At 40.5% G+C, this 14,184-nt stretch carries 15 protein-coding genes; all 15 read right to left on the bottom strand.

Annotated elements, in window-relative coordinates:
- Window positions 1–27 precede the first annotated feature (27 nt).
- Window positions 28–261 carry an acyl carrier protein gene (locus ACH59B_RS22875; protein ID WP_017427095.1) on the bottom strand — a complete coding sequence of 78 codons (234 nt, stop codon included), beginning with the start codon at window positions 259–261 and terminating at the stop codon, window positions 28–30.
- Window positions 258–1,925, bottom strand: a complete 1,668-nt coding sequence (locus ACH59B_RS22880; RefSeq protein ID WP_017427096.1) for an HAD family hydrolase — start codon at window positions 1,923–1,925, stop codon at window positions 258–260. Before ACH59B_RS22880 ends, ACH59B_RS22875 begins: the two co-directional genes overlap by 4 nt.
- A gap of 33 nt (window positions 1,926–1,958) precedes the next feature.
- A complete protein-coding gene (locus tag ACH59B_RS22885; RefSeq protein ID WP_017427097.1) occupies window positions 1,959–2,804 on the bottom strand; it encodes a TylF/MycF/NovP-related O-methyltransferase in 846 nt (281 codons plus the stop codon).
- Between the two features lie 101 nt (window positions 2,805–2,905).
- The gene (locus tag ACH59B_RS22890) at window positions 2,906–4,051 is read right to left on the bottom strand and encodes an aminotransferase class I/II-fold pyridoxal phosphate-dependent enzyme (protein WP_017427098.1); all 1,146 of its coding nucleotides are present in this window, start codon (window positions 4,049–4,051) and stop codon (window positions 2,906–2,908) included.
- Window positions 4,052–4,057: 6 nt separating this feature from the next.
- On the bottom strand, window positions 4,058–4,696 hold the full coding sequence (locus ACH59B_RS22895) for an acetyltransferase (protein WP_017427099.1): 639 nt from the start codon (window positions 4,694–4,696) through the stop codon (window positions 4,058–4,060).
- Window positions 4,697–4,708: 12 nt separating this feature from the next.
- Window positions 4,709–5,848 carry a UDP-N-acetylglucosamine 2-epimerase gene (gene neuC / locus ACH59B_RS22900; protein WP_017427100.1) on the bottom strand — a complete coding sequence of 380 codons (1,140 nt, stop codon included), beginning with the start codon at window positions 5,846–5,848 and terminating at the stop codon, window positions 4,709–4,711.
- Window positions 5,845–6,873, bottom strand: a complete 1,029-nt coding sequence (gene neuB, locus ACH59B_RS22905) for an N-acetylneuraminate synthase (protein WP_017427101.1) — start codon at window positions 6,871–6,873, stop codon at window positions 5,845–5,847. The genes neuC and neuB overlap by 4 nt, the downstream gene beginning before the upstream one ends.
- 16 nt (window positions 6,874–6,889) lie before the next feature.
- The gene (locus tag ACH59B_RS22910; protein ID WP_026065432.1) at window positions 6,890–7,609 is read right to left on the bottom strand and encodes a cytidylyltransferase domain-containing protein; all 720 of its coding nucleotides are present in this window, start codon (window positions 7,607–7,609) and stop codon (window positions 6,890–6,892) included.
- Window positions 7,606–8,625 (bottom strand): UDP-N-acetylglucosamine 4,6-dehydratase family protein, encoded by a 1,020-nt coding sequence (locus tag ACH59B_RS22915; protein WP_017427103.1) that lies wholly within the window; start codon window positions 8,623–8,625, stop codon window positions 7,606–7,608. Before ACH59B_RS22915 ends, ACH59B_RS22910 begins: the two co-directional genes overlap by 4 nt.
- 30 nt (window positions 8,626–8,655) lie before the next feature.
- Window positions 8,656–10,464: a motility associated factor glycosyltransferase family protein gene (locus ACH59B_RS22920; protein WP_052237010.1), complete on the bottom strand. Its 1,809-nt coding sequence runs from the start codon at window positions 10,462–10,464 to the stop codon at window positions 8,656–8,658.
- 135 nt (window positions 10,465–10,599) lie between these two features.
- The gene (locus ACH59B_RS22925; RefSeq protein WP_017427104.1) at window positions 10,600–10,944 is read right to left on the bottom strand and encodes a hypothetical protein; all 345 of its coding nucleotides are present in this window, start codon (window positions 10,942–10,944) and stop codon (window positions 10,600–10,602) included.
- The gene (gene fliS, locus ACH59B_RS22930) at window positions 10,944–11,327 is read right to left on the bottom strand and encodes a flagellar export chaperone FliS (protein ID WP_017427105.1); all 384 of its coding nucleotides are present in this window, start codon (window positions 11,325–11,327) and stop codon (window positions 10,944–10,946) included. The genes ACH59B_RS22925 and fliS overlap by 1 nt, the downstream gene beginning before the upstream one ends.
- 14 nt (window positions 11,328–11,341) lie before the next feature.
- A complete protein-coding gene (gene fliD / locus ACH59B_RS22935) occupies window positions 11,342–12,814 on the bottom strand; it encodes a flagellar filament capping protein FliD (protein WP_318300738.1) in 1,473 nt (490 codons plus the stop codon).
- A gap of 13 nt (window positions 12,815–12,827) precedes the next feature.
- Window positions 12,828–13,205, bottom strand: a complete 378-nt coding sequence (locus ACH59B_RS22940; protein ID WP_017427107.1) for a flagellar protein FlaG — start codon at window positions 13,203–13,205, stop codon at window positions 12,828–12,830.
- 168 nt (window positions 13,206–13,373) lie between these two features.
- Entirely contained in the window at window positions 13,374–14,147 is a 774-nt protein-coding gene (locus ACH59B_RS22945) for a flagellin (protein WP_017427108.1), read from the bottom strand.
- Window positions 14,148–14,184 lie beyond the last annotated feature (37 nt).

Below are 14,184 nucleotides of genomic sequence, written 5' to 3' on the forward strand. Positions count from 1 at the left end.
TCTCTACATGACTTTTCAAACAAATTATTAATTATGAATATTATTCAAAATGTTTAAAATATTGTGTACGGAATCTATATTAGCTATTTCATCAATGGGAATAGACACATTAAAATTAGCTTCAAGTTCCATCACTAAATTCAATTGATTGAGTGAATCCCAACTTTCAAAGTCGCTTTTTACCGATTCCAACGTCACTTTTTCGACAGACACATTCATAATTTTAGAAATTATCACTTGAACCAACTCAAATTTATTCAAAAAGAGCACTCCTTAAGTAAGATATGATGTGGTTGAAATATCTCTCCTAGATTTAATTCATTGTTTTTGGATACATCTTTATACTTCTTTGAAATAAAGTCATAAAAAGGTTTATTCTTTTCTGTTTTTATATACGTAGCCTTAATATTATGGGGAGATACATGCTTGATAACTAAATATAGCATTGCTTCCTCAATCCCTTTGCCCATGACACGACAACTCATAACAAAATCATGGATTTCAGCTTGACCTACATCATCACATGAAACAGAAATCAGACCTGTATAACCTGCATTTCCAAATTTGTCTTCCACTTCAAATAAGAATGCATGATTATTCGGCTGTTCACTCCAAGACCAAAACTCTTCGATCGTAAACCTGCGGGTTGCCATATTAAACTGATTCGTTTTATTCATTAGCTGCACAGCACGTGTTAGTAAGAATTTATCTAATTTATGTGGAGTCAGCTTGATTTCAAGTGAATGCAGCCATTCTTCCAATGAATCTACGTTTAACTTTATCGACTCTCGCTTTTGCTCCTGTTTGAACCAGTCTGTTCGTTTACGATCCTCCAAAGTTATAGCAGGAGTCTCAAAACAATCCAGCCTGCTAATAAAAACAGGGTATTGAGTAACATCAATAGGTAGGTCAGGTACATATACTTCTGGAAGTGCCTGCTTGATACGATCTCTTTCAGATGGATTATCGTCTAGAAATACAACAGATTGCAGACCTAGGTTGAGCTCCTTTACAATTTCAACCACATTGGCAGCTTTGTCGTTCCAATTGATTCGAATTGAAGAAAAATCCTTTTTTCTCAGTATCATATCTGGGTGCTGTTCTATCATTTCTAATGCTACCGATTCACTGTTTTTACTGCAAATAGCCAAAATAATACCTCGACTACTTAATCTGTACAATTCTTGCTGAAAAAGTTTAAAGCTCTCACCAACTGGATCTATCCCTCCTAGTTTGATGTTGTCAATGCCATCGTCACCTATCACCCCACCCCAGAGCGTATTATCAAGATCACAGATAATCAGCTTTTTACTTTGTCCATATAGTCCGCTAATGACTGATTTTAGTTCATTGGATACAAAGAGGAAAAAGTCGCGTGAGAACGGAATTTTTCCAAGTGCATACATTTTAGCATCATAGCTCTTTTGCTGAATTGCTGCATACCAATAAGAAGAATCAAGAATAATAACATGATCATGTTTTTGTAGTCGCTCTGAAAGACGTAGATTCATTTGCATAAGCACATTACTTAATCCTACATTGTGCTTTAGTGTCATCGATTGTATCCAACGGTAATGAGGTGGGAGGGACCAAGACACAACAAAAATATGTTTGGCTTTTCCCTCAGCCCCGATAATAAGCTCGCAAAATTGGTCGACTTCATTAAGGACATCACCGATATTAACTTCCTTATAATCCACTAGTTTATTAAAAGAAGGAATTACTTTCTCAGGGCTTGTCCATAAAAGCAACATATCCTTTTTTTCCGACCATACAGAGTGATCAGAATCCATAAGAACCTGGTTTACTTGATTGTAAGGGGCCTCAGTTACCTCTAGCGTGAAATCTGCAAAAGATCCCTCTAGAAAACGAACCATTGGATTTAGATTTAAATCAGAGAGGATTAATAGTTTGTTTTTTTTCATTTTATTGTCATCCCCCATAAATCAATACTCAAATTACTTCATAATGGCGACACTACCACATAAGTCACTTATAGGTGTGTACTTAACACCATGTTCTCTACAATACTCTCTAACCGCTTGTTTTACACCATGAAATCGAGTGCTATTGTAGTCATGGACTATAATATATCCTCCATCTGACATCTTAGGATAGAAAAATTTCAATCCTTCCAGAATTGGCTGATATAAATCCACATCAAGACTCACAAATGCAAAAGTTTCATTCACATCACTTGCTGACTCTGGAAAATAACCTTTTTTCACAATACAATTTTCTTTATACATCATTTTATTCAGAACTAAGTCCACATCAGAATTGCAAAATTCTCCTGCAATCGAGTTCGAAAAATCCCCTTTATTCTCGTTATCAATATCCTTCTGGTCAAAACCGCTAAAGGTATCAAATAAATATAATTGACGATCAGGAAAAACCCGGTTAATATACTTAGAAAATTCCCCCTTAAACACACCTAGCTCTGCTACACTTCCCTTTACTCCGCACTCATTTATTTCATCAGCAATTTGCCGTAATAGGGCCAGCCTAGTATCAAATTTCAAACTCATAAAATAGTCAATAATTTTCCCCTTCTCAATCGACAACTCTTCAGTGAGCTGCTTGTAAACTGATTCTCCATGAATATTCGCTATAATTACATAATCGAATACAAGCTTACAGATTTCATTAGGAGAAACAACCAGTTTGGACAAAAATTTGGAGCCTTGTTTAGATACATCATTGTCTGCAAATGCAATAACCTCGAATTCATCACTTAATAGATAATGAACACGAAGTCCTCCGTCACCTGCACCAAAAATAACTACCTTTGCTTTACCAATCAAATTCTACACCTCTTCCGAAATAAGCATCATAAAGATAATGTCTGAGTAAGTACTCTTTTTATGCAAAACATAGCTGTGTTAATTGAGTTCAATATTATAATTCATCGAAAAAAAGCCTTTATTTGATTAATAACAAAGCTCTGCTCATCCACCGACATATTTGTTCCAGAGGGTAAACAAACTCCTCTTTCAAATAATATTTTGCTAATATCCATGCCACTTTCATGAGCAAAATACACGGCATCTTTAAAGAGTGGTTGAAGATGAAGCGGCTTCCATACTGGTCGAGATTCAATATTATCTTTTCCTAAATACCCTATTAAATCACTAACGCTTTTACCAATAACCTCAGAGTCTATTATCATTGTTGTCAACCATCGAGTAGACTTACCCAAACTCTTTTCCGGCATAAATTGTATTCCATTAATTCCTGATAGCTCATAGCTGTACTTTTCAAAAATTTCTCGTTTCTGTTGAATGCGCTCATCCAACACACGAAGCTGCCCTCTTCCTATACCAGCCAGGACATTGCTGAGACGATAATTGAAGCCTACATCCTCATGCTGGTAATGTATCGCCTTTTCCCTCGCCTGAGTTGCGTAATGTCTCGCTCTGCTTAAAGCCTCTAAATCATCTGAAACCAGCATGCCCCCGCCTGAAGTAGTAATAATCTTATTTCCATTAAAAGAAAGGACACCGAATTTCCCAAGTGTTCCACTCATATGCTTACCGTAAGTCGCTCCCAGCGACTCTGCAGCATCTTCTACAATCGGCACCTCGTAATAATCACATATTTTTCTCAACCGATCGTAATCTGCACTCTGTCCGTACAAATTGACTATCACTACCGCTTTAGGCTTCTTTCCCTTTTCTGCATAAGTCTTGAATGCTCTTTCAAGCGCTTCAGGGGACATGTTCCAGCTGTCTGGTTCTGAATCAATAAAGACAGGAACTGCACCTTGATACAAGATCGGATTAGCACTGGCAACAAAGGTAAGCGAAGAACAAAAAACAATATCATCCTTCTCCACACCAAGCAGTATCAAAGATAAGTGAATAGCTGCTGTCCCAGAACTTAGGGCAACTGCGCCTCCACATCCCAAATAACTTGCCATCTCTGATTCAAATGCGTCTACATTTTTGCCCAGTGGAGCAATCCAGTTGGTCTCAAAAGCCTCTGCGATATATTGTTGTTCTAATCCGCCCATATGTGGGGAAGATAAATAAATTCTGTCTCGGTTGGACATTTCGTTTCATCCCTTATCGTTATCAGATTTGATTACTTTGGCCGGACAACCTACAGCTGTGACGTTGTCTGGCAAATGACGGATGACACATGAGCCGGCACCGACAAGAGTATTACACCCTACACGGATACCTGGGATAAGATTTGCACCTATTCCGATATGAGCACCGCGCTCAATCTGGACGCCACCAGCCATATGTACACCTGGGGAAATATGTGCAAAGTCTTCTATTCTGCAATCATGATCTACAGTAGCTGCCGTATTCACAATGACATGCTCGCCGACATACGCGTCAGCGTTAATCACTGAATTTGGCATAATTACCGAACCCTCGCCAATAAAAGAGCTAGGTGAGACTACGGCGCTTGGGTGAATAGCAGTTCCAAATTTGACTCCTGCGGCTTTAAATTGGCTTACCATTTTCCATCTGGTTGTATTATCTCCGATCGCTACAAGGAACCGCGCCTCTGGATGCAGAGATGCTAGTTGATCAATCTGATTACATCCCCCCAAGAGCGGCAATCCGTTCCATGTTTCTTCTTTGCAGTGATCATCCAGAACTCCAATAATTTCTTCACCACTAGTCCGTAAAATATCCACGATGACCTTGGCATGTCCTCCTGCTCCAAAAACAATATAGCTCAAGGCCGCTCCCCCTTAATAGGTAATAGTCTTTTGGATAAGCTGCTCTGACTTGGAGGTTCGTTTCAATATATCCACGATGCGAGAACTTGTGTTATCTCTGCCATAAATATTGTCAGCTGCTTTAACGATTTGTTGGAAAGGTTCAGACTTTGCATATTCCAAGGCAGATATCAGTTCAGCCTCGTCAGCCGCGATGTCTATGGTATTCGCAGAACGCTCTCTGCCTGTCTGACGAGTTCCGATATTAATGACTGGAACATGAAAGGAGGCTGCCTCAATAATCCCCGATGAAGAATTTCCAATTAAAATTTTTGCATTTTTCAACATCGTCAGATAATCAAGTTGTTCAAAACTAGTTACAAGGTGCATCCCTTTTCTTGCAGCAAACCGATGATATACATCAACAATCGCATCAGCTCCAGCATCCGAATTAGGCATCACACAAATTACCTCATTCTCCCCAGCCAAGAGAACTTCCATCATCTTACCAAGGATGTGCATATCCGCTTCTTCCGTGGTGACAGGATGATAGGCAAACAACACATAGTCGTTATCTATATTCAGATCGTATTTACGTTTCGTCTTTTCTAGCTCAGGCAGGGGTGTATTCATCATCGTTTCAATTCTTGGAGCACCGACTACATGAATTCTCCACGGTTGTTCGCCAAGCCTGATCAGGCGCTCTCCACTTCCATGTGTAGCCACAAAGTGAATATGAGCCAGCTTACTAATTGCATGTCGAACAGACTCATCTATCGTGCCGGATACCTCGCCACCATGCAAATGAACAAGCGGAATGTTCATATGAGAGGATACAATCGCAGCAGCAAGCATTTCTCCCCGATCTCCTAGCACAACGACGAAATCTGGCTCCAAAGCTTCTATCGCTTGCGTCATGCCCATGATTGCTATTCCAATAGAACGAGACATATTGGCATGAGTGGTTCCTTGTAACAGGCAATCTACTTTAGCAGAAACACGAAAACCGTCCTTTTGGATAGCGTCTAATGTATAACCATGCTGTGGAGATAAATGCATTCCTGTGACCAACAGGTGGAGCTCCAGAGTATGTTCTTCCTCAATAGCCCGCAGAACCGGGTAATATATCCCATAATCTGCTCGCGTTCCGGTAATCACCAATACTTTTTTCATTGCACATCATCCCATGATAACAAACTATCTTCATGTACATCCTTTAAAAGCTGCTTACCAACCAAGTCACCAAAATATTTAGGCTCTATTCCACTGCCTGGGCGCTTGATGACCAGATCTTCTTGAGTTAATTGCTGGCCTGCCTTTTTGGATGTTGCCATCACAATACTTTTTCTTGCAACCGCTCTGGTACTTTCCTCGGAAGGCATACACCTTTTAACACCATCCCCTAAAGCCTGCTCCACATTTCGAATCGCAAGAACCATCTTTGAAAAGTCAGCAGGCTCCAGTGAAGCCTTATGGTCAGGACCTGGAAGATTTCGATCCAATGTAAAATGCTTTTCAATAATTCTCGCTCCCAGTGCTGAAGCCGCGACAGCGATCTCGATACCCGCCGTATGATCCGAATATCCTGTGACCTTTTCAAAAGTTGTAGAAATAGTCTTCATGGCCAGTAGGTTCACATCTTCCAATGGTGCGGGATAGTCGGAAGTACAATGCAGCAATAGAACATCACTTTTTTTGATTACTTCTAACGATTCTCTAATTTCATCCAGATTGGACATCCCGGTGGATAGAATAATTGGACGCCCATAGCTATCAAGCTTCCGGAGAAAGGGGATATTGTTCATATCGCCTGATCCAACCTTGAATGCGTCAATCTGAATTGAATCCAGAAACTCAGCACTTTCTTCGTCAAAGGGTGTGGAAAGGAAATCTATCCCTTTATCCTCACAGTACTTTTTCAAAAGGACAAAATCCTCAAAGCTCAATTCCAGCTGTTTTAACATATCTAGTTGACTTTCAGCCGAATTGGTATTTTCTGTCTGATAATTAGCCTTCTGGGCGTACTTGGTTACCAGCTTTTCGCTTTTAAAGGTTTGGAATTTTACTGCATCGGCACCGCATAAAATCGCTTGATCAATACATTCGAATGCAAGCTCCAATGATCCGTTATGATTGACTCCTACCTCCGCGATAATATAGATGGGGTAGTTTTCATGATTTGATAAGAGGTTTTTCATGTTATATTCCTCCCTCCTACTGCAAGGATTCTTTGTGATTGGATTCTTTCCAAAAAAACTCTGCCATTTTTAAATCAAACTCGTCATCTATGTCAACAGATCGTTCTTTAGGCATAATGTAACCACAATTATTGGGACCAACCAGAGTGTCACTATTCATCAACAGATCTCTTTTTACGATATAGATGGCTCCGTTTAGAGCATATAGTTCTTTGAGATCTTGTCTCCTCAAATGCTCCCGTTCACCTTTCAGGTAGGGCGTAAGCCGACCGTTATCCATTTCCCTTAGTAGATAGGGTTGCACTTCAGACAAAGTGACACTTTGAAGTGAATCAGCCTGATGATCTAAAAATATTTTATATGCTTCTTTAATGTCCATAGCATTTCGCAGTGGAGATGTGGGCTGCAGCAGCATAATAACATCAAAAAATTGATTTTGCGTCTGCTCATAAAATTCAACTGCATGCTTCAATACATCAATGCTTTTAGCCTCATCGGTAGCCAGTTCATCGGGCCTTATAAACGGAACAGCCGCTCCGGCTTGACCTGACACATGAGCAATCTTTTTACTATCCGTTGAAACTATAACTTCGTCTACACAACCACTGTTCAGCGCGGCTTCAATGCTATATTGAATGAGCGGTTTATCATGTAACAATCTTATGTTTTTATCAGGTAAACCTTTTGATCCCCCCCGCGCAGGAATAATCGCCAGACATTTGTGATTGCTCATCATACAATACCTTTTGTGAAGCCCAATCCGTTCTGTTCAATAAGCTCCCGAATGGCTTTCGGGAAAATCTGTGGTGCAGTCATCGAAGAATATTCTTGACGAATTGCCCTTTGAAATCCTTCATAATCTTGCTCTGCGGTATGAAATAACGAAGGAATGATATACATTTGTCCATTCTCCAACGCTCTTTCCGATTCCTCAAGCGTCATGAGTTCCTCATATAGCTTTTCTCCCGGCCGGATTCCGGTCTCAATGATTTCTCCACCATAGGGTTTATTAACCGCCTCTTCATACGAATCGATCAAGCATTGGGCCAAATCCGTAATTTTAAGAATCGGCATTTTCAGTACAAATACCTCTCCACCTTGCGAATAATGCGCTGCATCTATGACCAATTGAGCGGCCTGAGGAATAGACATCATAAACCGAGTCATCTCTGCATGTGTGACCGTCACGGGTATCCCTTTAGCAATCTGATCCCGGAATAAAGGAATTACAGAGCCTCTGGACCCCATAACATTTCCAAAGCGGACACAGGAGAAGATGGTACGTTTGCTCCCTTTGTACAAGTTGGCGGCAGAAATCAAACGTTCGGATAGCAGCTTCGTAGCTCCCATCGTATTCGTTGGGTTTACCACTTTATCTGTGCTGATGGCTACTACTTTTTCTACATTATGCTCAATAGCCGTCTCAATTAAATTCTGTACACCAATAACATTGGTTTTCACTGCCTCCATAGGGTTATATTCGCATGCAGGCACATGTTTGAGAGCAGCAGCATGAAAAATATAATCCACATCCTCCATAGCATAACTCAGTCTTTGCTTGTCCCTGATATCACCGATTAGATAACGGATATTCGTATATTCTTTTAACTCCTGCTGCAGATCAAATTGCTTGCTCTCATCCCTGCTAAAAATCCGTAGGGCTTTAGGGTTATACGATAAAATATTACGTACAATTTCGCTTCCAATCGAACCTGTGCCGCCCGTAACCAGTACAATCTTGTTGGTAAACATAATGACCTCCGGAGTGTAAAACGAATTAATTTATATATCTTTATGGATCACTGCATCGCTATTTATTTTCTTATCTAAACGGCGAATAGATTCGGAAAACATTTCTTCAAGTATTGGGATTTGGATTGTGATATCCTGTAATAGCTTACCTAGATGCTCATAGATTAGATCAGACTTACGAGTCAACTGATGTTCTGTCACAATCACAGGGAGCACCTGATCAAAACGCGCAATTTCGATAGGCATAATGGACTCAAATATAGGTGAGAACCATTCCCTGTTGGCAATCAATCCCCACATTTGCTCTATGGATTCCATCATGTTTTGAGCCTTTGCTGGTTTAGTCCGGCTAAACTCGCGTAATTTATTCATAAGCTTGTGAATGGCTGCAATCTCAGAACGTACATTGGAAAGGTCCTCACGTGTCGCTAACAACTTATCTCTGACATCCTGCACCTTATTCATATCAGCAGCAATATTTTTCTCATTTATCAAATCGGCTATTGCATCAGGATCAACAGATTCTGATGCTAACAATTTATGCATCTCTTCCATAGGCTTGAAAGGAGCACCCTCAATCACTGCACCATTACAGCTTGAATTGACGAATTCGATTTTCGGAAGGGCCTTAATGAGGTTTTCGAGTCCATCCTTCATCAGGGAGAAGCTTTCGTCTGTAGTATTATATGTCCCCTTTACATTTAGCACTTTTTTAAGTGCTTCCTGCACTTTCTTATTTGTAGTTTCGGCTGCAAAATGTTCAATTCCATCTGCGTAGAATTTGTTATCAGGGTAAGACAAATCCTGGCCTGCAAGTATAATCCGTTTAGCCCCTAGACAGGCTGCTACTTGAATAGTTGTTCCTGCGACTGTTTCTGTAGGCGATATAAAAAGCTCCTCTTTACTGAGTTCTAGGAAATACTGGGATACAGCATCGCTTTTCATAATACTATGAATTTTTTCTGTGGAATTCTGATCCGAAATCTCATAATAAGATGAGGAGGTAAACAGCAAGGGCTGTTCCCTCGTTGCAGAAGAAGCAAATATCTTTTTATTGACTGGATGTCCATCCATAATGACAGCCAGGTGAGGCTGTATTCCATGCTTTATCAATGCCTGAATGCTGGAGCCTGCTGAAATAATCAGTACATGCGGACGTAATTTTTTCAGGCATTCGATATCCTCCTGTAATGATGGGCCTGATGATACAACAATCACCGTTGCACCCTCAAAAGCATGAAAAAGCCGTTCAATGGAGGGGGTGTATAATACATCAGATAGATGATATAGAAAATTCCTCGTCCATTCTTCTCGAAAACGATGCTCTGTATGTTTATCTATCATAAAGTTCTGACGGTACTCCTGAAATTTTCCCTTTACTTCACGTAGCATACTCATATCATCGGTTAGATACTTACGCAGTGCAATAAACACTAAATCTTCCATCATGTAACTGCTCAGCATATGAAACATCATATCGAGCTGAGAATCACCAACGGCTAGCCAGTACAAATTGGGATGTCCCAATAAAAGACTGAGGTCATAGTCCGTTACAGCCTTCCTAAACAGCTGCTCATCCGGCTCGTATACAAACAACCAGTGGTTGGGGTACAATTCGAGGAGATCAGCTATACTAAGCCCCCTTTCAAACCCATATACAAAAATGATCTTTCCATTCCCAATAGATCCATCAACAGCATTGAGCCAAGCGATATCCCTTTCAAAAGACTCAGTAAACAGAGGTATAGATAAATCATTATTCGGCAAACTATTTAAATGGGTTGCAACATGAGGAAACCTTTGCTCTAGAATTGTATGGTTTATTTGTAGTTGAGACAAGGTAATACCACCGTTTCGCATTAAGATTTGTTAATTAGTATATCGGATTTACTCTTAATGGAATGAACCTTTTCACAAAAAATCCCCCCATTCTAAATCAATGGGGGGCAGGACTGACGTTCCATCAAGTACCTTTTATTTTCGATGATCGATAAACAAACTATCTACGGAATAAGCTTGCTGGTATGCATGCTGCTGTATACGAATGGCTCCACGTTTCTCCATCCAGTGGCCTGCTTCATCCTTAAGTGCTCGCATACGCTGCAGAATTACAGAATCGTGGCTTAGTATGTTACGAATTTTCTGTTTATCATGTTCCGTTAACGATAGTTGATAGGGCTGCATCTGCTCTACAATACGTTGTCTTTGATCAGCAAACTGTTCGAATTCTTCTTCACTTAAATTCAGAAGGTTAGACAATACTGCTTCTGTCCTATGTTGCAGTTCTTCAAGGAGTGCTTGCATATTAGAATCTGCCATCACACACTACCAACTACACCAGGCATTTTCATGGCTTCCAACCAAGCTTCCCGTAGGTCAGTCAAATGTTCCAGCACCTCTTGTGCCGGAGCGGCTATTTTGTGGACATTCGCCTCGATCAGTTCATGCAGCATATATTCATACAATCGCAATAAATCATGGGATATTGGATACTCAAAATTCAACGCAGATATCAACTCGTGTACAATAGCTTGCGCCTTACACAAATTATTATTTGCCTTCTCATTATCCTTATTCTCTATCCCCTCAATTCCCGCACGAAGGAAACGAATAGCCCCATCGTACAACATAATTAGCAGTTTAGGCTTGGAAGCAGTTTGCGCTTGAGTCTGCCGGTATTTCTGATAGGGTGTATTGATCAATTATTAAACCTCCTTTATGACGACATGCCTGTAAGATTCGAAGATGTACTATTATACTTGCTGATTGCCGTTTCCATCGCGGTGAATTTTTTGTAATAGTTAGTTTCAATCATTGTTAGACGGCTAGTCATGTCACTAATTCGACGATCCAGACTCGATAATTGCTCTCCCATTGTGCTCGTAGTAAGAAATGAGGATGTTAGATCCTTACTCACTTTTGAAGTACCAGCTGTATCGGCCATTCTTTGAAGTGAGGCATTCGAAATCTTTTTAAGTTTAGCAAGAACACCATCTTGTTGTGTATATTTATTAGTTAATAAGGTGCCTGGGTCCTGTTTCCCAAAAAAATTCGAGACAACATCTGGATCTTTTTCAACCGCTGCACGCAATTTGTCTGCATCCAAAATAAGCTTACCTTTGGTATCATACGTACCCGTAGTGATCCCAAGCTCAGACATCATTAAGGGCTTATTCTTACCATTTTCATCAACTCTGCCGATATCTACACCTTGGATCATGGCATTACGCATCTCGGATAATGTATCCTGCAGGATAGGATCATTTCTAAGCATGCCACTCTTGGCCTTGGTTGTCCAGAGCTTGGCTTCATCATCACTCATAGCGGCTCTTTGTTCTGTCGTAAGCGGAGCGTATTTTTTATATCTCTCCTCACCAACCTTGCCATTGAGTGTAGCGAGAACATCATTATATGCATCGACAAAGCTTTGAATATTTTCGACGATCTTATCCGTATCTTTGGTAGCTTCGATCCTTGTCGCAGCACCACCGGCTGCCTTCAGCGTAATATCAATGCCATTAATGGTAAAATTATTTGATGACTTTTTGACTTCAAGTCCATTTACTTTTAGCAAAGCATCGGTACCGTTCGTTGAAGACAGTTTAAACTCACTACTAATTTGAGAATCAATATTGAATGCTTGGGAACCCGTAGTCTTACTAGTTAATGACAAACCAGATTTGGGATCGTATAGGGCAGTTACTCCTGTCTTGCTGTTATCATTAATTTTTTTGACAAACGACTCAATCGTTTCGTTTGCATCTACATCAATAGTGGCCCCACCAACCTGAACCGTACGAGCTACCCCATCGGCAAAGGCAAGCTCAGTACTTGCCTTTTCAGACCATGAGCTGTCTGAGACAGATCTTGCGGCAGTAGCGAGATTGGTTACCGAGATATCCAATACTCCACTGGCAGACGATGAAGCCGATGCAGTCAACGCGTCACTATTTCCCGTTACGGTTACTTTCTGCGGATTCATTGAAGCAGTACGGCTTAATATCGTCAGTTTATCTTGTAGAAATGAAACAACTTTAGTACTAGTCTCACGATAATTTTCTCGTTTCCATTCCATCAGCTGCTTTTGTTGATTCATCTTATCGAGTGGTACACGCTCAGCAGTCATCAGCTTTTTGACTGCTGCATCAATGTCCATGCCTGAGGCAAGACCACTTATTCTGGTTACCATATTTTATATCCCCCTATACTTTTTTATCTATAATAATTCCTGCAATCTCCATCATTCTAGCTGCTATATCCAGAATTTTTTCGGGAGGTACCTCACGAATCAGATCGCCGGTTTCCTTATTCATCACTTTTATCATGATTGCATGTGTCTTTTCATGCACAGAGATCTCAAACATCTTCTGTGGACCTTGTATAGCATCAATTACTTTCTGTAACTCCAACACTGCTTCTTCATGTGTCGGTTGTTTCTGACCAGCACCACCTTTATTGAGGACAGCATCTTGTGTAGCAGCGTAATTTGTTTTGATATCTGAAGGGGCTTCACGTTTTATTCCTGCTGATGACTGAACCGGCAACAGGTTCCCGGTGCTAGGGGGGATCATCGAGTCCATAGAATAACCTCCATTAGTAGTTTTTCACACAATAAAACCGCTCTATATTTGAAAGCCAATACATTATATATCGGTAAATAGGTGCAATTATTTACGAAAAAACTAAAATAAAACAAAAAAAGATCCTGCAAAAGCAGGATCTTCTTTTGTAACGGCTGTCGTTTAAAATTAACGCAGCAACGACAATACGCCTTGTGGAGCGGAGTTTGCTTGTGACAACATGGATTGCGAAGCTTGCAGCAAGATGTTGTTTTTGGACAGAGCAACCATTTCTTTTGCCATGTCAGTATCACGAATACGGGACTCGGAAGCTGTCAGGTTTTCTACAGTTGTGCCCAAGTTGTTGGAAGTGTATTCCAGACGGTTTTGCATAGCACCAAGGTTCGCACGTTGCTTAGCAACCGCTTCAATTGCAGCTGTTGTAGCAGAAAGTTTTACATCAGATTTGAGGCCACGGAAACCAGCGGAACTGATACCTTTAATAGTAATGGTAAACAGGCTATCATCAGCTTGAATTTTCACACCTGTTCCGCCAGAAATAGCGATACCATTGAATTTAGTGTTGGAAAGAATTGCATCAATTTGTTGACCCAATTGACCAAGTTCTGCTTTGATGTTGGATTTATCGCCAGCACTGTAAGTATCATTGGATTGTTGAACACTCAGTTCTTTCATACGAGTCAGCATGGAGGAAACTTCGTTCATTGCACCTTCAGCTGTTTGTGCGAAAGAGATACCATCTTGAACGTTACGTTGTGCTTGTTCCAAACCACGGATTTGACCGCGCATTTTTTCGGAAATGGAGAGACCAGCAGCATCGTCAGCTGCACGGTTGATGCGCAGACCTGAAGACAATTTTTCCATGTTTTTGCTTGCTGCCGTGTTGTTCAATTGCATGTTACGGTGTGTATTTACTGCAGGTAAGTTGTGATTAATAATCATTTTAAATTTCCTCCCTGAAATGGTTTGATTCCCACGT

The sequence above is a fragment of the Paenibacillus sp. DP01 genome (genome assembly GCF_044784315.1).
Classification (GTDB): domain Bacteria; phylum Bacillota; class Bacilli; order Paenibacillales; family Paenibacillaceae; genus Paenibacillus; species Paenibacillus polymyxa.